Source organism: Cupriavidus sp. F041 (assembly GCF_057814235.1).
Genome location: NZ_JBVASY010000002.1, coordinates 3,640,859 through 3,662,453, shown reverse-complemented (window position 1 = coordinate 3,662,453; position 21,595 = coordinate 3,640,859). Strand labels below are relative to the sequence as shown.

General features: G+C 66.1%; 19 protein-coding genes. 15 read left to right on the top strand and 4 right to left on the bottom strand.

The features are described from left to right. Positions 1 to 51: 51 nt before the first annotated feature. Positions 52 to 738 (top strand): TetR/AcrR family transcriptional regulator, encoded by a 687-nt coding sequence (locus ACZY0R_RS34260; protein ID WP_488864763.1) that lies wholly within the window; start codon positions 52 to 54, stop codon positions 736 to 738. A 176-nt stretch (positions 739 to 914) separates the two neighbouring features. Then, positions 915 to 2,597 (top strand): long-chain fatty acid--CoA ligase, encoded by a 1,683-nt coding sequence (locus ACZY0R_RS34255; protein ID WP_488864761.1) that lies wholly within the window; start codon positions 915 to 917, stop codon positions 2,595 to 2,597. Positions 2,598 to 2,666: 69 nt separating this feature from the next. On the opposite strand, the gene ACZY0R_RS34250 is transcribed toward ACZY0R_RS34255, so the two are convergent. From ACZY0R_RS34250 to ACZY0R_RS34235, 4 genes are all read right to left on the bottom strand, one after another. Then, a complete protein-coding gene (locus tag ACZY0R_RS34250; RefSeq protein ID WP_488864759.1) occupies positions 2,667 to 3,122 on the bottom strand; it encodes a hypothetical protein in 456 nt (151 codons plus the stop codon). Beyond that, a complete protein-coding gene (locus tag ACZY0R_RS34245) occupies positions 3,119 to 3,664 on the bottom strand; it encodes a MarR family winged helix-turn-helix transcriptional regulator (RefSeq protein WP_488864757.1) in 546 nt (181 codons plus the stop codon). Before ACZY0R_RS34245 ends, ACZY0R_RS34250 begins: the two co-directional genes overlap by 4 nt. 68 nt (positions 3,665 to 3,732) lie before the next feature. Then, entirely contained in the window at positions 3,733 to 4,749 is a 1,017-nt protein-coding gene (locus ACZY0R_RS34240) for a Bug family tripartite tricarboxylate transporter substrate binding protein (RefSeq protein ID WP_447435746.1), read from the bottom strand. A 187-nt stretch (positions 4,750 to 4,936) separates the two neighbouring features. After that, positions 4,937 to 6,052 carry a porin gene (locus ACZY0R_RS34235; protein ID WP_488864755.1) on the bottom strand — a complete coding sequence of 372 codons (1,116 nt, stop codon included), beginning with the start codon at positions 6,050 to 6,052 and terminating at the stop codon, positions 4,937 to 4,939. A 337-nt stretch (positions 6,053 to 6,389) separates the two neighbouring features. Here ACZY0R_RS34235 and coq7 point away from each other — a divergent pair, with 337 nt between their 5' ends. The 13 genes from coq7 (at position 6,390) to ACZY0R_RS34170 (ending at position 21,584) form a co-directional block, all read left to right on the top strand. Further along, positions 6,390 to 7,013, top strand: coding sequence for a 2-polyprenyl-3-methyl-6-methoxy-1,4-benzoquinone monooxygenase (coq7, locus tag ACZY0R_RS34230; protein WP_488864753.1), 624 nt, complete (start codon positions 6,390 to 6,392; stop codon positions 7,011 to 7,013). 504 nt (positions 7,014 to 7,517) lie between these two features. Beyond that, positions 7,518 to 7,946: a division/cell wall cluster transcriptional repressor MraZ gene (mraZ, locus tag ACZY0R_RS34225; protein WP_035875627.1), complete on the top strand. Its 429-nt coding sequence runs from the start codon at positions 7,518 to 7,520 to the stop codon at positions 7,944 to 7,946. Positions 7,947 to 7,953: 7 nt separating this feature from the next. Continuing rightward, the gene (gene rsmH, locus ACZY0R_RS34220; protein WP_488864750.1) at positions 7,954 to 8,955 is read left to right on the top strand and encodes a 16S rRNA (cytosine(1402)-N(4))-methyltransferase RsmH; all 1,002 of its coding nucleotides are present in this window, start codon (positions 7,954 to 7,956) and stop codon (positions 8,953 to 8,955) included. Further along, positions 8,952 to 9,275, top strand: coding sequence for a cell division protein FtsL (gene ftsL, locus ACZY0R_RS34215; RefSeq protein ID WP_488864748.1), 324 nt, complete (start codon positions 8,952 to 8,954; stop codon positions 9,273 to 9,275). Before rsmH ends, ftsL begins: the two co-directional genes overlap by 4 nt. Continuing rightward, on the top strand, positions 9,272 to 11,071 hold the full coding sequence (locus ACZY0R_RS34210; RefSeq protein ID WP_488864746.1) for a peptidoglycan D,D-transpeptidase FtsI family protein: 1,800 nt from the start codon (positions 9,272 to 9,274) through the stop codon (positions 11,069 to 11,071). The genes ftsL and ACZY0R_RS34210 overlap by 4 nt, the downstream gene beginning before the upstream one ends. Continuing rightward, on the top strand, positions 11,068 to 12,615 hold the full coding sequence (locus tag ACZY0R_RS34205; RefSeq protein ID WP_488866339.1) for a UDP-N-acetylmuramoyl-L-alanyl-D-glutamate--2,6-diaminopimelate ligase: 1,548 nt from the start codon (positions 11,068 to 11,070) through the stop codon (positions 12,613 to 12,615). Before ACZY0R_RS34210 ends, ACZY0R_RS34205 begins: the two co-directional genes overlap by 4 nt. Beyond that, on the top strand, positions 12,612 to 14,027 hold the full coding sequence (locus ACZY0R_RS34200) for a UDP-N-acetylmuramoyl-tripeptide--D-alanyl-D-alanine ligase (protein WP_488864744.1): 1,416 nt from the start codon (positions 12,612 to 12,614) through the stop codon (positions 14,025 to 14,027). Before ACZY0R_RS34205 ends, ACZY0R_RS34200 begins: the two co-directional genes overlap by 4 nt. A gap of 76 nt (positions 14,028 to 14,103) precedes the next feature. Continuing rightward, positions 14,104 to 15,273, top strand: a complete 1,170-nt coding sequence (gene mraY, locus ACZY0R_RS34195; protein WP_035875618.1) for a phospho-N-acetylmuramoyl-pentapeptide-transferase — start codon at positions 14,104 to 14,106, stop codon at positions 15,271 to 15,273. A 47-nt stretch (positions 15,274 to 15,320) separates the two neighbouring features. Next, entirely contained in the window at positions 15,321 to 16,847 is a 1,527-nt protein-coding gene (gene murD, locus ACZY0R_RS34190) for a UDP-N-acetylmuramoyl-L-alanine--D-glutamate ligase (RefSeq protein WP_488864741.1), read from the top strand. Beyond that, a complete protein-coding gene (gene ftsW, locus ACZY0R_RS34185; RefSeq protein ID WP_035875613.1) occupies positions 16,844 to 18,085 on the top strand; it encodes a putative lipid II flippase FtsW in 1,242 nt (413 codons plus the stop codon). The genes murD and ftsW overlap by 4 nt, the downstream gene beginning before the upstream one ends. Continuing rightward, a complete protein-coding gene (gene murG, locus ACZY0R_RS34180) occupies positions 18,082 to 19,152 on the top strand; it encodes an undecaprenyldiphospho-muramoylpentapeptide beta-N-acetylglucosaminyltransferase (protein WP_035875611.1) in 1,071 nt (356 codons plus the stop codon). Before ftsW ends, murG begins: the two co-directional genes overlap by 4 nt. Positions 19,153 to 19,164: 12 nt before the next feature. Continuing rightward, positions 19,165 to 20,604: a UDP-N-acetylmuramate--L-alanine ligase gene (gene murC / locus ACZY0R_RS34175; protein WP_488864738.1), complete on the top strand. Its 1,440-nt coding sequence runs from the start codon at positions 19,165 to 19,167 to the stop codon at positions 20,602 to 20,604. Continuing rightward, a complete protein-coding gene (locus ACZY0R_RS34170) occupies positions 20,601 to 21,584 on the top strand; it encodes a D-alanine--D-alanine ligase (RefSeq protein ID WP_488864736.1) in 984 nt (327 codons plus the stop codon). Before murC ends, ACZY0R_RS34170 begins: the two co-directional genes overlap by 4 nt. Positions 21,585 to 21,595 lie beyond the last annotated feature (11 nt).

The window sequence follows — 21,595 nt, the reverse complement described above, 5'->3', positions numbered from 1 at the left end:
CACGGGGACCGCCAGGCCTTCCCGGGCCCGGCGCCATGCGAGAATCGCGTCATGCCGACTGCACAGAAAACCGCTCCCGCCATCAAGTCCAGCGAGGCCGAGCCGGAAATGACACCGGAGATCGCACTGGATACCGCTCCCGCCCGCTCGCATATCACCGAGCGGCAGGAAGCCCGCCGCCGCCAGATCCTCGATACCGCCGCACAGCTCTTCTATACCAAGGGCTATCCCGGCATGACGATGAACGACCTGTGCCGCGCACTGGGTGTGACCAAGCCCGCGGTCTATTACTACTTCACGGACAAATACGAGATCTTCGACATCCTGTGCCGGGAGTCGGCCCAGACCTGCCTGCCGGTCATCCGCGAGACCGCGGATCCCGCGCTGCCGGTGCGCGAGCGGCTGCAGGCCTGCCTGCTGGAAATGGCGCGCCGCTGCATCGCCTGCTATGTGCCGGCCACGCTGAGCTTTCGCGATAACCAGTACTTGCGGCCGGAAACGGTGGCCTGGCTGGGCAATATGGCGCGCGCCTTTTACCGCGACCTCTATGCCTTGCTGGAGGAAGGCAAGCGTACCGGCGTATTCAGCTATGGCGACGCACGCGTCGCCGCGCATGCGATCGGCAGCGTCGTTGGCTTTATGTACACCTGGCACGAGCCCGGACGCATGGAAGCGGAAGCGCTGGCGCGGGAACTGGCTACCAATATGATGAAGATGGTGCTGCCGGTGCACGCCTGACGGTTGCCGCCACGGAGCTAGGGGAATTCCCGAATCCACATTGAACTGTGCGCGAAACTGCACGTCAGAAGGTGTGCGGCATCCAGAGGACTTCATCTAACGTGTTGTCTTAAGCGGGACGCACGTTTAGCATCTGTCGAAAATCGAACGATCATTCAGAAATCAGGAGACGGCGCATGGAAAGACTGTGGCTGAAGCATTACCCGGCCGGCGTACCCGCCGAGATCGATAGCAGCCAGTTTCGCTCGCTGGCCGAGTTGCTTGAGGCATCCTTCCGCACCTACGCCGATCGCCGCGCCTTTGTCTGTATGGACAAGTCGATCACCTACGGCGAGCTCGACCGCCTCTCCCGGCAGTTCGCCGCATGGCTGCAGTCGCGCGGGCTCAAGCCCGGCGCGCGCGTGGCCATCATGATGCCCAATGTGTTGCAGTATCCGGTGGTGCTGGCCGCCGTGCTGCGCGCAGGCTTCGTCGTGGTCAACGTCAATCCGCTCTACACGCCGCGCGAGCTGGAGCACCAGCTCAAGGACAGCGGCGCCGAGGCCATCGTCATCCTGGAGAACTTCGCCACCACGCTGCAGCAAGTGCTGTCCGCCACGCCGGTCAAGCATGTGGTGGTGGCCAGCATGGGCGACCTGCTGGGCGGCCTCAAGGGGGCGATCGTCAATTTCGTGGTGCGCAACGTCAAGAAGATGGTGCCGGAGTGGGAGCTTCCGAATTGCGTGCGCTTCAATACCGTGCTGGAGGAGGGCCGCGGCATGCAGCTGCAGCCTGCCAATACGGGGCCAGACGACATTGCCTTCCTGCAGTACACGGGCGGCACCACCGGCGTGTCGAAGGGCGCGGTACTGCTGCACCGGAACATCGTCTCCAACGTGCTGCAGTCCGAAGCCTGGATGCAGCCTGCGCTGGCCAAGGGCGCGCCGATCGACCAGGTGATCACCATCACCGCGCTGCCGCTGTATCACATCTTCGCGCTGACGGTCTGCTGCCTGCTGGGCATGCGCAGCGGTGGCCTGAGCGTGCTGATCCCCAATCCGCGCGACATCCCCGGCTTTATCAAGGAGCTGCAGAAGTACAAGTTCAATATGTTCCCGGCGGTCAACACCCTGTACAACGCGCTCATCAACAACCCGGAGATCGACAAGGTCGACTTCTCCGGCCTGCGGGTGGCCAACGGCGGGGGCATGGCGGTACAGGAAGCGGTAGCGAAGAAATGGCTGGCCAGAACCGGCTGTCCGATCATCGAGGGCTATGGCCTGTCGGAAACCTCGCCGTCGGCCACTTGCAACCCCACGGATACCGACGCTTTTTCCGGCACCATCGGCCTGCCGATACCCTCGACCGATATCGCCATCCGTGACGACGATGGCCGCGACGTGCCGCTTGGCCAGCCCGGCGAGATCTGCATTCGCGGCCCGCAGGTGATGGCCGGTTACTGGAACCGCCCGGACGAGACCGCCAAGGTCATGACGCCCGACGGCTTCTTCAAGACCGGCGATATCGGGGTGATGGACGAGCGCGGTTATACCAAGATCGTCGATCGCAAGAAAGACATGATCCTGGTGTCCGGGTTCAACGTGTATCCGAACGAAATCGAAGGCGTGGTTGCGGAATGCCCCGGCGTGCTGGAGGTGGCGGCGGTGGGGGTACCCGATGAGCATTCGGGCGAGGTGGTCAAGCTGTTCGTGGTCAAGAAGGACCCCGGGCTGACCGAGGCCGAGCTGATCGCTTTCTGCAAGGAGCGCCTGACCGGTTACAAGCGGCCCAAGTACGTGGAGTTCCGCGGCGAGTTGCCCAAGACCAACGTCGGCAAGATCCTGCGCCGCGAACTGCGCGATGCGCGCAAGGCTGCCTGAGCCAGGGCACCAGCGACGGTAAAATGGCCTCCCGCGCGGAGGCCGTTTTTCATTTGGCGCGGGGATTCGTCAGCATTCGCGCGAAGGCGCAAGCCGCGGCTCGAGAGCGCCATCGGGATAGACCATCCGTACGCAGGCCCCCGGCTCCAGGCCAGGCGCCGCCGGACCATTGACGGTGATGCTGCTGCCATCGAGGGCCACCACCACGTATTGGTACAGGTCCATCTGTGGCCGCAGCGGCGGGTTCAGCAACTGGTTCAGGTCGATGGAAAAACCAACGCTGCCGCCGCTCCAGCCGCCGCCGCCCCAGGCCGCGCCACCAACGCCTACCGCGGAGTTCACCGCGCCTGCATCCGGTACATCGACCCGGCCTGCCAGCGTCTTCGCGCTGATGCGCCCAAGCTTGATCGTGGCATTGAGCGGCGTGATCTGCGGCCCCGGCGGCGCGCTCTGGCAGGCGGCTGCCAATAGCAGTGGCAGCAGCAAGGCGGCAAGCGCGGGCAGTCCCGGCCGGCGTGTGTTCATGCGCTCACCAGGCCAGCCTTGAGCTTGCCCAGCAGGCGGAACAGCGCGCGCCGGTCGGCTTGCGGCAGGCCGCTGAACAACTGCTCGATCCATGCCTCATGCGCGCGCGCCATCCTGGAGAACGCCGTGCGCCCGGCCGGGGTGAGCCGGATCAGGTAGGCGCGGCGATCGCTTGGCAGCGCCTCGCGCGAAACCAGGCCTTCCTGCTGGAGCTGGTCGGTGATGCCGGTGACGTTGCCGCCGGTGACCATCATGCGGCGCGACAGCTCGCCCATCTTCAGGCCTTCGGGATGGCGGTCGAGCTGGGACATCAGGTCGAAGCGCGGCAAGGTACAGGCGAAATCCTGGCGCAGGCGCGAGCGGATGTCGGACTCGACCAGGTTGGTGCAGGTCAGCAGCCGCAGCCACAGGCGCAGGGCATCATGGGTGGTGTCTTCGGCGCGGGTTTCGAGATCGACCGGCGCCTCTTCGGCGCCGGCCTTCTCAGGGATTGCGGAGGTCCCGGAGCTCCCGGCAGCTTCGGCGGCAGGTGTGATGGGCATCGCGGCACGCAGGTTGTTTGATGCCTCAAGTATATGCGCTCGCGTGCCGCCACGGGCCGCAAGGGGCCTCAATCCACCTTGGCGCCCGAATCCTTGACGACCTTGGCCCACTTGGCGTGTTCGGCGCGAATAAAGGCCGCGAACTGCTCCGGCGTATTGCCGACCGGCTCCGCGCCCTGGGCCTGCATCTTCTCCCGCACCGCTGGCGTGGCTAGCGAGCGGGCGACTTCCTGCTGGATGCGCGCGACGATGTCGTGCGGTGTGCCTGCGGGTGCCAGCAGGCCGAACCAGGAACTGGCCTCGAAGCCGGGCAGGTGACCCGCTTCGGCCACCGTCGGCACGCCGGGCAGCGCCGGAGAGGGTTTGGCGCTGGTGACTGCCAGCGCCTTGAGCTTGCCGGACTTGATCAGCGCCATCGACGAAGGCAGGTTGTCGAACATCAGCTGCATGGTGCCCCCGGCCAGGTCGGTCAGTGCCGGGCCGCTGCCTTTGTAGGGGAAGTGCACCATGAAGGTACGGGTCTGGGTCTTGAACAACTCGCCGGCGAGATGGATCGAGGTGCCGTTGCCGCTCGATGCCATATTGAGCTTGCCGGGATTGGCGCGCGCGTAGGTAATCAGGTCGTTGACGCTGTTGATGCGGTTCTGCTGGGCGAAGGCCGGATTGACCACCAGCACATTCGGCACGGAGGCCACCTCGGTGATGGGTGCGAAGTCCTTGATCGGGTCGAATGGCAACTTGCCATAGAGCGACTGGTTGATGCCATGCGTGCCGACCGTACCCATCAGCAGCGTGTAGCCATCCGGCGCTGCCTTGGCGACCATGTCGGCGCCGATGTTGCCCCCCGCGCCCGGCCGGTTGTCGACCACCACATTCCATCCCTGCAGCTTCGACAGTTCGGCGGCCACCGCGCGGGCGAGGATGTCGGTGGTGCCGCCGGCGGGGAACGGAACCACCAGTCGGATCGGCTTGTTGGGGTAAGGGTCGGCGGCCAGCGCGGGGGCTTGCCAGGCGAAGGCGCCAAGGCATGCGCCGGCGATAGTGGCCAGCAGCATCTGGGCCGCGCGGCGGCGGGTGCGGTGCATGGGCTGTCTCCTTGTTGGTTTTGGCTGCGGCCGCACGGCACGATTTGAACGCGGCCGAAGAGGCTGCTGCATTGTAGTGTCGGCATAACAAAGTGCCGATGGGGTGATGCCCTAGGAAGGAGCGCGAGGCGCGGCCGGAAAGCAAAAAAGCACCCGAAGGTGCCTTTGCAAAAGAACGCGGATGCGATCAGAACTTGTGGCGGATACCCACGGCCGCGCCGATCATGGTGTTCTTGCCGGTGCCGAGGAAGTAGCCATTGGCGAAGCTGATCGCCGAGGTGTCGAAGTTCAGGCCTGCATTCTTCGAGAATGCGGTGGTCAGGTAGACGTCGGTGCGCTTGGACAGGTTGTAGTCGGCGATGAACCCGATCTGCCAAGGGTTCGTGACGTTCACATTGTTCAGCTTGATAACGTCGTCGTAGGTGTACTGCAGCGTCAGGCCCAACGCCGGCAGGACCTGATAGTTAGCGCCAATCCAGTAGTAGTTGTCACGCAGCAGGGCCGTGCCGTTCTGCGCCTTGGACTGACCCCAACGATAGCCGCCCATGATCTTGGCCGCGCCGAAGGCATAGCTGCCTGCTACTGCGGCCTTTTTGAAGGTGCCGGTGTCGCCGGCCGCGCTTAGGGTCGGGTTGTACTGGTCGTAGGCGACGGTCACGCCGAACGGACCGGCAGCGTATGCTGCACCGGCGCCGTAGCCCGTATCGCGGCGGAATTGTCCCGGGACTTCGCCGTTGCCGGCAACGCCGTTGCCGAACGACCAGTGGGCGATGGCTGTTACCGGGCCGAATACGCCGGTGTACTTGGCGGTATTGTCCGAGCGGAAGTTCAGGCCGAGCTGGGCCACCACCGGTTCATACTGGGTGGCATAGCCGCTGGGCGAGAAGTTGGCGAGCAGGTCGAACAGTGTGGTGTACTGGCGACCGAAGGTGAAGCGGCCAGCCTGGGCGCTTTCCAGGCCGACGTACGCTTGACGACCGAACATGCGGCTGCCCTGCTGAAGCGTGCCGTTGTCAAGGCCGAAACCACTTTCGAGCACGAACAGGGCCTTCAGGCCGCCGCCCAGGTCTTCAACGCCACGCAGACCCCAACGCGAACCGGACAGGCCGCCGGACGACATGCGGTACAGGTTATTGCCCTGGCCGGCATTAAAGCCGTTGGCAATCGTCGGAGTTTGCGAGCCCATGTGACTGACGTATTCGAGGTTCATATCCGCCACGCCGTACAGCGTCACGCTGGACTGTGCCTGTGCGGCACTCGCAAATGCACCCAGCGCAGCCAGCGCGAGAAGCGATTTTTTCATGCTCGATGATCTCCATGTAAGAATTATTGGTGGTCAGCGGAGAAACCTCCTGAGTCTCCATGCACCGCTTACCCAACTTCGTCAGAAGCTGCCAAGTACTGTAACAAACCGCCTTCTTTTCACAATCGGGGCGACTGCCCTTGTCAACTTTTCACAACTCAGGGTTTTGGAGTATCGGATGCGGCAGGCGCTGGCTTGGCGGGGGCTGGCTGCAGGGCGGGGCGCGATGCGCTCGCGGTACAATGCGGGAAATCCCGGGGCGATTTCACAAGCGTTGTGCCCGCCGCGGCGGGAGCGGGCGGCACGCCTGGCCCGAGCAACCACCAGCGATGCATTCATGGATAACTTGATTCGCGAATTCGATGTGGCCTTGCGCGCGATCGCAGGCGTCACCCGTGCCAGCCGCGCCAATCCGGCGGAAACCCTCGCGCCGGATACGGACAGCCTCGACCAGTCGCAACGCCGCCATGTGGCCGGGCTCATGCGGGTCAACCACGTGGGCGAGGTCTGCGCGCAGGCTCTCTACCAGGCGCAGAAGCTGACCGCGCGGACCGCGCAGGTGCGCGCGCAGATGGACGAGGCCGCGCGCGAGGAAGAAGACCACCTCGGCTGGTGCGCCGAGCGTCTGCGTGAGCTTGGCTCGCGTCCGAGCCTGCTCAACCCGCTCTGGTATGCCGGCGCGTTTGCCATCGGCTGGGCTGCAGGGCGGGCAGGCGACGGGGTCAGCCTGGGTTTCGTGTCCGAGACCGAGTATCAGGTCGAGCAGCACCTTAACGGCCATCTCGAACAGATTCCCGTTGCCGACGCCCGCTCGCGCGCGATCCTGGAACAGATGCGCGACGATGAGGTCCGCCACGGCGCCGCCGCCCGCGAGGCGGGTGGCATGCCGCTGCCCGCACCGGTGCGGGCGATGATGCGAGCAGCCTCCCGGGTCATGACCACCGCCGCGTACCGGATCTGACGGCGCTACGGTACGGCGCAGGATGAATCCCCGCGGCATTCGCCGCTCACCACGCGCAGTTGCCTCGCGCAGCGCAGCAACGGGCACCCTGCGTACGCAGCGCGTCAACGGACACCCTCCGTACGCAGGGTAGACGCCAAAACGTTGTATCCTTCCATCGGTCCCGCGTGGCTGAATTTCGTGCTGCAGGCAGTTCCTCCCCCCGCTGTTCTCAGGTGGTTTCTCTGCTTTCCTCCATAAGATCTTCATTTCATTAGGGATTCACTTTTTCGGTGCGTGAAGTGTGCGCGCTAAGTCATTGTTCTAATTCAAAAAACCCGGTTTGTTGCCTTGCGGCGAGCCTTGACCCGACAAATCGCTTCCTCTAAAGTGGGAAATAGTGTGAGGAAGTGTATTTTTGTGTGAAAAGGTAGTCCGGCTGTGGGATCATCGCCCAACGTCGGATTCCGAAGGATTCACGCGCCAACCGGCGGTAAAGATGCCGGCGCGGATCGGGGGGCTAGCTTGTTTCAGGGAGCATCGGCGCTGTCACTGGATGCCAAGGGCCGGATGTCGATTCCGGCGCGGCACCGTGAAGCGCTGCAACAGCAGGCCGAAGGCCGGGTGACGCTGACCAAGCACCCGGACGGCTGCCTGTTGCTGTTTCCCCGCCCTGAATGGGAAAACTTCCGTAGTCGCATTGCGGCCTTGCCGATGGACGCGCATTGGTGGAAGCGCATCTTCCTGGGCAATGCCGCTGACGTCGACATGGACGGCGCGGGCCGGGTGCTGATTGCCCCCGAACTGCGCAATGCCGCCATGCTCGACAAGGAAGTCATGCTGCTTGGAATGGGCAGCCATTTCGAAGTCTGGGACGCCGCAACCTACGCCGCCAAGGAACAGCAGGCGATGGCACAGGGCATGCCGGATGCATTGAAGAACTTCTCTTTCTGACGAGGTCATGAGCTCAACCCAAACGCCAGGGACCACCGCCCTGCGCCATCGCACCGTGTTGCTGGACGAGGCTGTCGAAGCCCTGGTCTGGCGGCCGGATGGCGTCTACGTGGACGGCACCTTCGGCAGAGGGGGGCACAGCCGGGCAATATTGGCCCGGCTGGACCCGGCCGGGGCCCTGGTGGCATTCGACAAGGATCCGGCAGCAATCGCAGAGGCGGGCACCATCAAGGATGCCCGCTTCTCCATTGAGCACACCAGCTTCGCCGAGATGTCGGACCGGCTGGCAGGACGCGGCAAGGTGACCGGGATACTGCTTGACCTGGGGATCAGCTCGCCCCAGATCGACGATGCGGAGCGGGGCTTTTCCTTTCGCTTCGAGGGACCGCTGGACATGCGCATGGACACCACGCGCGGCATTACCGCCGCGCAATGGCTGGCGCAAGCGGATGAGCAAGACATCGCGAGGGTGATACGGGACTATGGGGAAGAACGGTTTGCTGTACAGATTGCAAAGGCGGTTGTTGCTCGCAGGAGCGAACCCGGCCATGGCGGACCTCTCACCACTACTGCCGAGCTTGCCTCGCTCGTGGCGAAAGCCGTCAAAACACGCGAGAAGGGTCAGGACCCTGCGACCCGCACCTTTCAGGCTCTACGGATTCACGTCAATCAAGAGCTTGCGGACCTCGAAAGAGGCCTGAGCGCGGCTTACGACTTGTTGCAGGCAGGAGGGCGGCTGGTGGTCATCAGCTTTCACTCGCTTGAGGACCGCATCGTCAAGCGGTTCATGCAGGCGCACGCCCGTCCGCAGCAGAACGCCGACCCCGCCATGCGCCGCGCGCCCCTGCGCGCGGACCAGTTGCCGCAACCCACGCTGAGGCTGCTCGGCCGGGTCAAGCCGGGCGCCGAAGAGATCGCAGCCAACCCGCGCGCGCGCTCGGCCGTGATGCGCGTGGCCGAGAAGCTGCCCGCCGTATCCGTATCCACCGAGCAGGCGGGCCGAGCATGAACCGCCTGACCTTCTTCCTGCTGGCAGCACTGATGCTGTGCGCGCTCTCGCTCGTGAGCGCTCAGCACCAGGCCCGGACCCTGTTCGTCGCCTACGAGCGCGCGCAGGCGGAAGAAAAGCAGCTCGACATCGACTGGTCCCGCTTGCAGTACCAGCAGAGCGCGCTTGGCAAGAGCGCACGCATTGCCGAAGCGGCGCGCACGCAGCTGAAGATGACGCCGGTACTTCCCGGCAGGACCCAATATCTGGCCGGCGTGGCGCTTGATGCGCCACCTGCGAGCGCGCCTGCGGCCGCCGCGCCGGAGGGGAGTAAGCCATGACCATCGCCCGGCCCTCGCAAAACGCCCAGCGCGGAAACCCTTCGCGCCCACGCACCGGCCAGTTCGCGGCCAGCCCCGTGCTTGGCCTGCGCCTGCCGATGTGGCGCTCCAAGCTGGTGGTATTCATGATGTTTGCCGCCTTCGTCGCCTTGGCCGGACGCGCGCTGTGGATCCAGGGTCCGGGCAACCAGTTCTATGAGGCCGAGGGCAAGAAGCGATTCCAGCGCACCCTTGAACTGCCGGCAACGCGCGGCAAGATCCTCGACCGCAATGGCCTGGTGCTGGCTACCAGCCTTCCCGTGAAGGCGATCTGGGCGGTCCCAGAGGACGTTCCGGACGAAATCGACGCGGACAAGATTCGCCAGTTGAGCAAGCTGCTCGACATGAGTGACAAGGAACTGCGCCGCAAGTTTACGGAGGACAAGAGCTTCGTTTACCTGAAGCGCCAGGTGCTGCCGGACGCCGCGGACAAGATCGCCGCGCTCAAGATCGACGGCATTCACCAGACCCGCGAATACAAGCGCTTCTACCCGGAGGGCGAGGCGATGGCGCACATCGTCGGCTTTACCAATGTGGAAGACCGGGGCCAGGAAGGCGTGGAACTGGCGCGCGAGGCTGTGCTGGCCGGGAAGTCCGGTGCGCGCCAGGTGATCAAGGACCGCCTCGGCCGCGTGGTGGAGGATGTGGGCATCCTCAAGACGCCGCGCGACGGCGAGGACCAGCAGCTCTCGATTGACGCCAAGATCCAGTACCTGGCCCACAACGAGGTCAAGGCCATCGTCGAGCGCAGCAAGGCCAAGGCGGCCAGCGCCGTGGTGCTCGACGCGCAGACCGGCGAGGTGCTGGCGCTGGCCAACTGGCCGACCTACAACCCCAACGACCGCACCCGGCTGTCGGGCGAACAGCTGCGCAACCGGGTACTGACCGATACCTTCGAGCCGGGCTCGATGATGAAGCCGATCACGGTCGGCCTCGCACTGCAGCTTAAGCGCGTCACCCCGTCGACGGTCTTCGTCACTACCGGCAAGTTCAATTACGAAGGCGCCACCATCAGCGACACCCATAACTACGGGTCGTTGACGGTCGCCGGCATTATCCAGAAGTCGAGCAACATCGGCACGACCAAGATCGCGATGCTGCTCAAGCCGCAGGAAATGTGGGATATGTATACCAGCCTGGGCCTGGGGCAGGCGCCCAAGATCGGCTTCCCGGGCGCGGTGGCGGGCCGGGTGCGCCCGTTCAAGAGCTGGCGGCCCATCGAGCAGGCGACCATGTCCTATGGCTACGGCCTGTCCGTGTCGCTCTTCCAGATCGCCCATGCCTACACCATCTTCGCCCATGACGGCGAACTGATCCCGGTCACGATGTTCCGTACCAATGGCCCGGTTTCCGGCGAGCGCGTGCTGTCGCCCGAAGTGGCGCGCCAGGTGCGGGCCATGCTCGAGACCGTGACAGCGCCCGGCGGCACCGCGCCCGAGGCCCAGGTGATGGGCTACCGGGTGGGCGGCAAGACCGGCACCGCCTACAAGCATGTTGGCCGCGGCTACGACCGCAGCAAGTATCGCGCCTCCTTCATCGGCCTAGCGCCGATGTCGAATCCGCGCGTGATTGTGGCCGTCAGCGTGGACGAGCCCACCTCCGGCAGCCACTACGGCGGCGCCGTGGCGGGCCCGGCTTTCGCGGCGATTACCGGCGGCGCGCTGCGTGCACTCAATGTGCAGCCGGATTCGCCGATCCGACAACTCGTGGTTAGCGACAAGGTGCAGGAAAGCGAACCGTGGAGCGCGACGCAATGAGCCAGCCGCTGCTCCCCCTCGAAGTGGCCGCACAGGCCGGCGATGCGCTGGACTGGTTGCGCCAGCACGCGCCGGCCGGCGCCAGGCTGACCGGCGACACGCGCCGGCTGACCCAGGGCGACGTCTTCTTCGCCTACGTGCTCGGCAACGAGCGCCTGTCGACCGATGGGCGCCCGCACATCGCCCAGGCCATCGCCCGCGGTGCCAGCGCGATCGTCTACGAGGCCGACGGCTTTGCCTGGCCGCATGCGGAGACCGTGCCGCACCTTGGTGTGTCCGGCCTGCAGCAGCTCGCCGGCCCGATCGCCGCGGGCTGGTACGGCAACGGCGCGCGGGATCTCGCGGTGACCGGCATCACGGGTACCAATGGCAAGACTTCGTGCAGCCAGTGGCTGGCGCGCGCGCTGCAGGTGGCCGGCATGCGCTGCGCCACCATCGGCACCCTTGGCACCGGTTTTCCTGATGCGCTCGCGGCTACCGGTTTCACCACGCCCGACGCGGTGCAGTTGCAGGACAGCCTGGCGGAACTGAACGCCGCCGGCGCGCGAGCCGTGGCGATGGAAGTGTCCTCGCACGGGCTCGAGCAGGGCCGGGTGGCCGGCACGCACTTCGCCGTGGCGGTGCTGACCAACCTGACGCAGGACCATCTCGATTACCATGGCACCATGGCCGAGTACGAGGCGGCCAAGGCTTTGCTGTTCCAATGGCCCGGCCTGCGCGCGGCCGTGATCAACCGTGACGACGCCATGGGCCGGCGCCTGCTGGCGGGCACGCTGGCCACCGGGCAGGTGATCGAATACGGCATCGACGGCGCCGCCGGCGCAACCCGCAAGGGCGGCCAGTGGCTGCGCGCCACCGGCGTGCGCGCCACGGCTGCCGGCACCGCCTTCCATGTCGACGGCAGCTTCGGCAGCGCCGATGTCGCCACGCCGATGATCGGCGAGTTCAATGTCAGCAACCTGCTCGCCGTGCTCGGCGCTGCGCTCGCCAGCGGCATCGAGTGGGCTGCAGCCATCGACGCGCTGCGCACGCTCAGGCCGGTCGACGGCCGCATGGAGTTGTTCGGTGGCAGCCACGGCGGCCAGGATGGCCCGCTGGCGGTGGTCGATTACGCCCACACGCCGGACGCGCTGGAAAAAACCCTGGCCGCCCTGCGCCCCGTGGCGCAGGCGCGCAAGGGCCGGCTGTGGTGCGTGTTCGGCTGCGGCGGAGACCGCGATCCGATCAAGCGCCCGCTGATGGGCGCGGTGGCCGCGCGCCTTGCCGACGAAGTCGTGCTGACCAGCGACAACCCGCGCAGCGAAGACCCGCTGGACATCCTGAACGCGATCGCCGATGGCATCGACGACCACAGCCACACCCACCTGATCGAAGACCGGGCCGCCGCCATCCTGTACGCCATCAAGCACGCTACCGCGGCCGACGTGGTGCTGGTGGCCGGCAAGGGGCACGAAGCCACCCAGGAGGTGCATGGCCGCAAGCGGCCATTCTCCGACCGCGAGCACGTCCGGCTGACGCTGGGTACGCGTGGGGTGTCGGCATGACGCAACTCACCATGACTGATCTGCAGCAAGCCGCCGGCTGGATCGCCGGCGCGCGTATTTCCGGGCCGGATGGCGCCGCCAGCCGCGCCTTCTCGCGCGTGCTTACCGACAGCCGCACGGTCCAGCCCGGCGACCTCTTAGTCGCGCTCAGGGGCGAGCGCTTCGATGCGCATGACTTCCTGGCCGATGTGGTGGCGCGTGGAGCTGCCGCGGTCTTGGTGGAGCGCGAACCCGATGCTGGTCTTGGCATTCCCGCCATCGTGGTGCCCGATACCCGCCTTGCGCTGGGCCAGCTGGCAGCTGGCTGGCGCCGCCGCTTCAACCTGCCCGCGGTTGCGGTGACGGGCAGCAACGGCAAGACCACGGTCAAGGAAATGATCGCGGCGATCTTCGCCGCGGCGGTAGGGGAGGGCGCCAGGCTCGCCACCGGCGGCAACCTGAACAACGATATCGGTTTGCCGCTGACCGTGCTGCGCCTGACTGACGCGCACCGGCTCGCCGTGCTCGAACTGGGCATGAACCACCCGGGCGAGACGGTTTACCTGGCCGGCATCGCCCAGCCCACCGTGGCCGTGGTGACCAATGCCCAGCGCGAGCACCAGGAGTTCATGGTGAGCGTCGAGGCCGTGGCGCACGAGCATGCGGCGGCCATCGCGGCATTGCCCGCCGACGGCGTGGCGGTGTTTCCGCTCGACGCCGAGGGCGGCGGGGCACACGCCGGCATCTGGCGGCAGGCGGCCGGCCAGCGGCGCGTGCTGTCGTTTGGCCTGGATGCGGGCGCCGATGTCAGCGCCGGCGTGCATCTGGAAGATGGGGTGCAAGTGATGCAGGTACGCGCGCCGGGCGCCGCGTTCGAGGTCCGCCTGTCGGTGCTTGGCACCCACAACGTGCGTAACGCGCTGGCGGCGGTCGCCTGCGCGCTGGGCGCCGGCGTGGGCGTTGAGGCGATTCGCTCCGGCCTGGCCGGGTTTGCCGCGGTCAAGGGACGGCTGCAGCTCAAGCACGCTGCCGGCGGCACGCTGGTGATCGACGATAGCTACAACGCCAATCCCGATTCGGTGCGCGCGGCCATCGACGTGCTCGCCGGGTTTGCCGCGCCGCGCCTGCTGGTGCTGGGGGATATGGGCGAAGTGGGCGACCAGGGGCCGGCTTTCCATGCGGAGATCGGCGCCTATGCTAGCGCCCGCGGCATCGAGACGCTATGGGCGACGGGCGCGGCAGTGGTGCACGCGGTGCAGGCCTTTGGCGCGCAGGCCCGGCATTACGAACGCGCTGAAGACCTCGCGCAGGCGTTGGCGGAAGACAAGGACGGTACCGTGGCGACAGCAAGCGCGGTACTTGTGAAGGGATCTCGGTTCATGCGGATGGAACGGATGGTGGATGCGCTGGTCGCAGACACTCCCGCGCATTAATCGTCATCAACACTTAATCAAGCAATCAGATAGCCCGGCCACGCCGGGCGGTTGTCGAAAGGAATACGGAAACAAGATGTTATTGGCTCTGGCCCAGTGGCTGCAAAACGACTACAGCTTCCTGCGGGTCTTCAATTACCTGACCTTCCGCGCGGTGATGGCCAACCTCACCGCGCTTTTGATCGGGCTCGGCCTTGGACCCTGGGTGATCCGCAAGCTGACCGAACTCAAGATTGGCCAGGCGGTGCGCACCATCGGCCCGCAGTCGCATCTGGTCAAGGCCGGCACGCCCACCATGGGCGGTGTGCTGGTGCTGGTGTCGATCGCCATCTCCACGTTGCTGTGGTGCGACTGGGGCAATCGTTTCATCTGGGTCGTGATGCTGGTGACCTTCGGCTACGGTGCGATCGGCTGGGTGGACGATTACCGCAAGGTGGTCTATCGCGATCCGCGCGGCATGTCGAGCCGCGAGAAGTTTTTCTGGCAGACCCTGATCGGCCTGGTGGCCGCGGTCTACCTGGCATTTTCGGTGTCGGAAAGCAGCAATGTGCGGGTGTGGGACCTGTTCCTGGGCTGGGTCGAAGGCGGACTGTCGCTCGACATGCCCTACAAGTCCAACCTGATCGTGCCCTTCTTCAAGGAAGTGAGCTATCCGCTGGGCGTGGCCGGCTTTATCGTGCTGACCTACCTGGTGATCGTGGGTTCGAGCAATGCGGTGAACCTGACCGACGGCCTGGACGGGCTGGTGATCATGCCCGTAGTGCTGGTCGGCAGCGGGCTGGGTGTATTTGCCTACGTGATGGGGAGTTCGGTCTACAGCAAATACCTGCTGTTCCCGCATATCCCGGGGGCTGGCGAGTTGCTGATCTTTTGTTCGGCGATGGCGGGGGCGGGCCTGGCCTTCCTCTGGTTCAACGCCCATCCGGCCCAGGTCTTCATGGGCGACGTCGGCGCGCTGGCGCTGGGCGGCGCGCTGGGCACGGTGGCGGTGATCGTGCGCCAGGAGATCGTGCTGTTCGTGATGGGCGGCATCTTCGTGGTGGAAACCTTGTCGGTGATGCTGCAGGTGACCTGGTTCAAGATCACCAAGCGGCGTTACGGCGAGGGCAGGCGGTTGTTCAAGATGGCGCCGCTGCATCACCACTTTGAATTGTCGGGCTGGAAGGAAACGCAGGTGACGGTGCGCTTCTGGATCATCACCATGTTGCTGGTGCTGATCGGGCTGTCGTCGCTCAAGTTGCGCTGAACTGGCGCACATCTATCAACGCAGAAACGAAAAAGGCGGGAATCGAAGTGTTTGGCGAGTTGCAAAAACCTCATGTGCTGGTGCTGGGCCTCGGCGAATCGGGCCTGGCGATGGCGCGCTGGTGCGGCCAGTATGGCGCGCCCGTGCGCGTTGCCGACACGCGCGAGGCGCCTGCCAACCTGGTCTTCCTGCAAGCCGAGCTGCCTTCGGCCGAATTTCATGGTGGTGCCTTCACGGACGCACTGCTGGACGGCATCGAACTGGTGACGATCAGCCCCGGCCTGTCGCCGCTGGAAAGCGCCACTGCCGCGCTGCTGGCCGCGGCGCGCGAGCGCGGGATTCCCGTGTGGGGCGAGATCGAGCTGTTCGCGCGCGCGCTGGCGCACCTTCAGGCGGAGTCGGGCTATGCGCCGAAGCTGCTGGCAATCACCGGTACCAATGGCAAGACGACGACCACCGCGCTGACCGGCCGCCTGGTCGAGCGCGCCGGCAAGAGCGTGGCGGTGGCGGGCAACATCAGCCCGTCGGCGCTGGACAAGCTGGCTGCCTGCATCGCCTCGGCCACGCTGCCCGAGGTCTGGGTGCTGGAGCTGTCGAGCTTCCAGCTGGAAACCACGCACACGCTGGCGCCGCATGCCGCCACGGTGCTCAATATCACCCAGGACCATCTTGACTGGCACGGCAGCATGGAAGCCTATGCCGCCGCCAAGGCCCGCATCTTCGGCCCGGCCCCGGCGCCGGGTGAAGCTGGCTGCGTGCAGATCCTGAACCGCAACGACCGCCTGAGCCTGGACATGGCGCGCCCCGGCACGGCGCCGGTGACTTTCGGCACCGACCTGCCCGAGGTACCGGGCAGCTTCGGCGTGCTGCGGGAGGGCGGCATGCCCTGGCTGGTGGTGGCGGAACCCGATAGCGAATCCGACGGCGAGAACAAGCCGCGCCGCCGCAAGGCCGCCGCCGCCGAAGAAGCGGAAGCCGTTCCGGTGCGCCACAAGCGCCTGATGCCGGCGGACGCGCTGCATATCCGCGGCATGCACAACGCCACCAACGCGATGGCCGCGCTGGCGCTGTGCCGCGCCATCGACCTGCCGCTGAACGCCTTGCTGCACGGCCTGCGGGAATACCGCGGCGAGCCGCACCGGGTGGAGTGGGTCGCCACGATCGACGACGTCGAGTTTTTCGATGACAGCAAGGGCACCAATGTGGGCGCCACCGTGGCCGCGCTGTCCGGGCTGGACAAGCGCGTGGTGCTGATTGCCGGCGGCGAAGGCAAGGGGCAGGATTTCTCGCCGCTGGCCGCGCCGGTGGCGCAGTACGCCCGCGCCGTGGTGCTGATCGGCAAGGATGCGGGCGAGCTGCGCCGCGCGCTGCAGGATACCGGCGTCACGCTGGCCGACGCCGTCACGCTCGAACAGGCTGTCAGCCTGGCTGCCACTGCGGCGCAGGGCGGCGATGCGGTGCTGCTGTCGCCGGCGTGCGCCAGCCTCGACATGTTCCGTAACTATGTGCATCGCGCCGAAGTCTTTCGTGTCGCGGTGGAAGAACTGGCGATGTCCAGGGGGATCGTGCCATGAGCGACGCACCGGTCAAGCGCAGCGGCTTTATCGGAGCCACCATCGGCAACGCCTGGGGCGGATTGCGCGATGCGGTGTCCGGCGTCAAGCCGACGCGCTCGCGCATGATGGAGTACGACCAGCCGCTGCTGTGGGTGGCGATCGTGCTGCTCGCGCTTGGCCTGGTGATGGTCTTCTCGGCCTCGATCGCGCTGCCGGACTCGCCTCGGTACGCCAACTACCGTGAAAGCCATTTTCTCGCACGACATGCGTTCGCGCTGTTCATCGGGCTGTCCATGGGCTTGCTGGCCTTCCAGATCCCGGTCAAGTTCTGGGACAAGTACGCGCCCAAGCTGTTCGTGATCGCGCTGGTGATGCTGATCCTCGTGCTGGTGCCCTTCGTGGGCAAGGGCGTGAATGGCGCGCGGCGCTGGATTCCGCTCGGCATCATGAACTTCCAGCCGTCCGAGTTCATGAAGCTGGCGGTGGTGCTGTACACCGCCAACTACACCGTGCGCAAGCAGGAGTGGATGCAGAACGTCGGCAAGGGCTTTCTGCCGATGGGCGTGGCCGTGGTGGTGGTGGGCATGCTGCTGCTGCTGGAGCCCGACATGGGCGCCTTCCTGGTGGTGGCCACGGTCGCCATGGGCATCCTGTTCCTGGGCGGCATCAACGGCAAGCTGTTCGCCGGTCTGGTCGGCGTGGCGGTGGGCGCCTTTGCGCTGCTGATCACGGCGTCGCCATGGCGGCGCGAGCGGATCTTCGCCTATCTAAACCCGTGGGAAGAGGCCAACGCGCTCGGCAAGGCCTACCAGCTCACCCACTCGCTGATCGCCTTCGGCCGCGGCGAGTGGACCGGGGTGGGGCTGGGCGGCAGTATTGAGAAACTGCACTACCTGCCCGAGGCGCATACCGACTTCATCCTCGCCGTGATTGGCGAGGAATTCGGCTTTGTGGGTGTGCTGGTGGTGATCGTGCTGTTCTACTGGATGGTGCGCCGCGCCTTCGAGATCGGCCGTACCGCCCTGCAGCTCGACCGCACCTTTGCGGGCCTGGTGGCCAAGGGCGTCGGCATTTGGATCGGCTGGCAGACCTTTATCAATATGGGCGTGAACCTGGGCCTGCTGCCCACCAAGGGGCTGACCCTGCCGCTGGTGAGCTACGGCGGCTCGGGCATTTTGATGAACTGCGTGGCGCTGGCGATCCTGCTGCGCATCGACTATGAGAATCGCGTCATGATGCGCGGAGGGAAAGTATGACCGCACCGCGCACCCTGCTCGTGATGGCCGGCGGCACCGGGGGGCATGTCTTCCCCGGGCTGGCGGTCGCGCGCGCGTTGCGCGAGCAGGGCTGGCGCGTCGTGTGGCTGGGCAACCGGACGGGCATGGAAGCCACGCTGGTGCCCAAGTACGACATCCCGATGGAGTTCATCCAGTTCGGCGGCTTGCGCGGCAAGGGTCCGCTGACCAAGCTGATGCTGCCGCTGAACCTGTTGCGCGCCTTCTGGCAAAGCGTGCAGGCGCTGCGCCGGGTGCGGCCCAATGTGGTGCTGGGCATGGGCGGCTATATCACCTTCCCGGCCGGCATGATGGCCTCGCTGCTGGGCCGGCCGCTGGTGCTGCATGAGCAGAATTCGATCGCCGGTCTGGCCAACAAGGTGTTGGCGAAGGTCGCGGACCGGGTGCTGTGCGCCTTCCCGAACGCGCTGCCGGACAGCGAGTGGACCGGCAACCCGGTGCGTGACGAAGTCGCGCGGATGCCGGCGCCCGAGCAGCGCTACGACAGCCGCAGCGGCCCGTTGCGGCTGCTGGTGGTGGGCGGCAGCCTGGGCGCTGCGGCGCTCAACGAAGTCGTGCCGAAGGCGCTGGCGCTGCTGCCGGAAGGCGAGCGCCCGCTGGTCAGGCACCAGGCCGGCGCCAAGCAGATCGACACGCTGCGCGCCAATTACCAGGCCGCCGGCGTGGCGGCGGAAGCATTGCCCTTTATCGACGACATGGCAGCGGCCTACGCCGAGGCGGATCTGGTGATCTGCCGCGCGGGCGCGATGACCGTGTCGGAGGTGGCGGCGGCAGGCGTGGCGGCACTGTTCGTGCCTTTCCCGCATGCGGTCGATGACCACCAGACCACCAATGCGAAATTCCTGTCGAGCCAGGATGCCGCCTTGCTGGTCCAGCAGAACGAACTGACCGCGAGCGGGCTGGCGCAGACGCTGGCCTCGCTGTCGCGGCCCCGACTCAAAGAGATGGCGCATCAGGCGCGTGGTCTTGCCAAGCCGGAAGCAACCCGGCGCGTGGCGGAGATCTGCAGCCAGATGGCCAGGGATTGATACAACGGATTCATGAAGCACATCGTCAAGAACATCCACTTCGTAGGCATCGGCGGCGCCGGCATGAGCGGCATCGCGGAGGTCCTGTTGAACCAGGGATACAAGGTCTCAGGGTCCGACGTGGGCAGCAATGCCGCCACGCGGCGCCTCGCATCGCTGGGCGCGACCGTGATGCACGGCCACGACGCCGCCAACATCAACGGCGCCAATGCCGTGGTTGTGTCCACCGCCGTCACCAACGACAACCCCGAGGTGCTGGCTGCGCGCGCCAAGCGCATCCCGGTGGTGCCGCGCGCGGTGATGCTGGCCGAGCTGATGCGCCTGAAGCAGGGCGTGGCCATCGCCGGCACCCACGGCAAGACCACCACCACCAGCCTGGTGGCGTCGGTGCTGGCCGAAGGCGGGCTCGATCCCACCTTTGTGATTGGCGGCCGCTTGAATTCGGCGGGCGCCAACGCGCGCCTGGGTACGGGCGACTTCATCGTGGCCGAGGCCGACGAGTCGGATGCCTCGTTCCTGAACCTGTTCCCGGTGATCGAGGTCATTACCAATATCGACGCCGATCACATGGACACCTACGGGCACGACTTCGCCCGGCTCAAGCAGGCGTTCGTGGAATTCACCCAGCGCCTGCCGTTCTACGGCATCGCCGTGCTGTGCGTGGACGATCCCAACGTGCGCGAGATCATGCCGTTCGTCTCCAAGCCGATCGTGCGCTACGGCTTTGCCGAGGACGCGCAGATCCGCGCGGTCAATGCGCGCGCGGTCGACGGCCAGATGCACTTCACCGTGTTGCGCCAGCTCAACAGCCATGCCGAGGCGCCGCTGGATGTGGTGCTGAACCTGCCCGGCATGCACAATATCCAGAACGCGCTGGCGGCCATCGCCATCGCGACCGAACTGGAAGTGCCCGATGCCGCCATCGTCAAGTCGCTGCGCGAGTTCCACGGCGTGGGACGCCGCTTCCAGCGCTATGGCGAAGTCGCTTGCGTCAGCACGGATGCGCAGGGCGAAACCAGGAGCGAAGGCACCTTCACGCTGGTCGACGACTACGGCCACCACCCGGTCGAGATGGCCGCGACGCTGGCGGCGGCGCGGGGTGCGTTCCCCGGACGCAGGCTGGTGCTGGCATTCCAGCCGCACCGATTTACCCGCACGCGCGATTGCTTTGAAGATTTCATCAAGGTGCTGGGCACCGTGGATGCGCTGTTGCTGGCCGAGGTCTATGCCGCCGGCGAAGCCCCGATTGTGGCCGCCGACGGCCGCGCGCTGACGCGCGCGCTGCGCGTGGCCGGCAAGGTTGAACCCGTTTTTGTGGAGCAGATCGACGAAATGCCGCAGGCTATCCTGAATGCCGCCCGGCCCGGCGACGTGGTGGTGACAATGGGCGCCGGCACGATCGGCACCGTGCCCGGACAACTGGTTTCGCAACAGGCGGGGGGGCAGGCATGAGTTTCGTCGCCCATCCCAATATCGATCCCAAATCGCTGGGCAAGGTCGGCGTGCTGCTCGGCGGCCGCTCGGCCGAACGCGAGATTTCACTGCTGTCTGGCAACGGCGTGCTGGCCGCGCTGCGCTCGCGCGGCGTCGATGCCCATGCCTTCGATCCCGGCTTGCAGTCGGTGGCCGAGTTGGCCACGGCCGGTTTCGATCGCGTCTTTATCGCCCTGCACGGCCGCTACGGCGAGGATGGCACCATCCAGGGCCTGCTGGAGCAACTGGGCGTGCTCTACACCGGCAGCGGCGTGCTGGCCTCGGCGCTGGCCATGGACAAGCAGGCAACGAAGCGCCTGTGGATGACCCATGGCCTGCCCACGCCGCGCTTTGCCATGCTGCATGCCGATACGGATTTCGACGCCGTTGCCGCCGACCTGGGCCTGCCGCTCATCGTCAAGCCGGCGCGCGAGGGTTCGTCGATCGGCCTGACCAAGGTGACCGAGTCCGGCCAGATGCGTGCCGCCTTCGAGAAAGCCGCGGCGCTGGACAACGACGTCATTGCCGAGACTTTCATCGACGGCGCCGAGCTGACCTGTCCGATAGTCGGGGAGGGCGCCAGCGCCGAAGCCCTGCCGGTGATCCGCATCGTCGCGCCCGGCGCGAACTACGACTATCAAAATAAGTACTTTACTGACGATACCCAATATCTGTGCCCGTCGGGCCTGCCGGACGACGTGGAAGCCGAGGTCCGGCGCCTGGCTGTGCAGTCCTTCCGCGTGCTGGGTTGCCGCGGCTGGGCGCGCGCCGACGTGATGCTGGGCGCCGACGGCAAGCCTTTCCTGCTCGAGATGAATACTTCGCCCGGCATGACCGGCCATTCGCTGGTGCCGATGGCGGCGCGCGCGGTGGGCATCAGCTACGAGGATTTCGTCATGCAGGTGACCGCGGCCGCCACGCTGGACCTGCATCCCAGCGAGGCCTGGAAACCCGATTGAGCACTGGACAA

Coding starts and splice junctions, on each gene's coding strand:
- coq7 (WP_488864753.1), top strand. CDS start 6,390: ATGGATAACTTGATTCGCGAATTCGATGTGGCCTTGCGCGCGATCGCA.
- ACZY0R_RS34210 (WP_488864746.1), top strand. CDS start 9,272: ATGACCATCGCCCGGCCCTCGCAAAACGCCCAGCGCGGAAACCCTTCG.
- ftsW (WP_035875613.1), top strand. CDS start 16,844: ATGAGCGACGCACCGGTCAAGCGCAGCGGCTTTATCGGAGCCACCATC.
- ACZY0R_RS34235 (WP_488864755.1), bottom strand. CDS start 6,052: ATGAAAAAATCGCTTCTCGCGCTGGCTGCGCTGGGTGCATTTGCGAGT.
- ACZY0R_RS34205 (WP_488866339.1), top strand. CDS start 11,068: ATGAGCCAGCCGCTGCTCCCCCTCGAAGTGGCCGCACAGGCCGGCGAT.
- murG (WP_035875611.1), top strand. CDS start 18,082: ATGACCGCACCGCGCACCCTGCTCGTGATGGCCGGCGGCACCGGGGGG.
- ACZY0R_RS34240 (WP_447435746.1), bottom strand. CDS start 4,749: ATGCACCGCACCCGCCGCCGCGCGGCCCAGATGCTGCTGGCCACTATC.
- ACZY0R_RS34170 (WP_488864736.1), top strand. CDS start 20,601: ATGAGTTTCGTCGCCCATCCCAATATCGATCCCAAATCGCTGGGCAAG.
- murC (WP_488864738.1), top strand. CDS start 19,165: ATGAAGCACATCGTCAAGAACATCCACTTCGTAGGCATCGGCGGCGCC.
- ACZY0R_RS34260 (WP_488864763.1), top strand. CDS start 52: ATGCCGACTGCACAGAAAACCGCTCCCGCCATCAAGTCCAGCGAGGCC.
- ACZY0R_RS34250 (WP_488864759.1), bottom strand. CDS start 3,122: ATGAACACACGCCGGCCGGGACTGCCCGCGCTTGCCGCCTTGCTGCTG.
- ftsL (WP_488864748.1), top strand. CDS start 8,952: ATGAACCGCCTGACCTTCTTCCTGCTGGCAGCACTGATGCTGTGCGCG.
- ACZY0R_RS34255 (WP_488864761.1), top strand. CDS start 915: ATGGAAAGACTGTGGCTGAAGCATTACCCGGCCGGCGTACCCGCCGAG.
- mraY (WP_035875618.1), top strand. CDS start 14,104: ATGTTATTGGCTCTGGCCCAGTGGCTGCAAAACGACTACAGCTTCCTG.
- rsmH (WP_488864750.1), top strand. CDS start 7,954: ATGAGCTCAACCCAAACGCCAGGGACCACCGCCCTGCGCCATCGCACC.
- ACZY0R_RS34200 (WP_488864744.1), top strand. CDS start 12,612: ATGACGCAACTCACCATGACTGATCTGCAGCAAGCCGCCGGCTGGATC.
- ACZY0R_RS34245 (WP_488864757.1), bottom strand. CDS start 3,664: ATGCCCATCACACCTGCCGCCGAAGCTGCCGGGAGCTCCGGGACCTCC.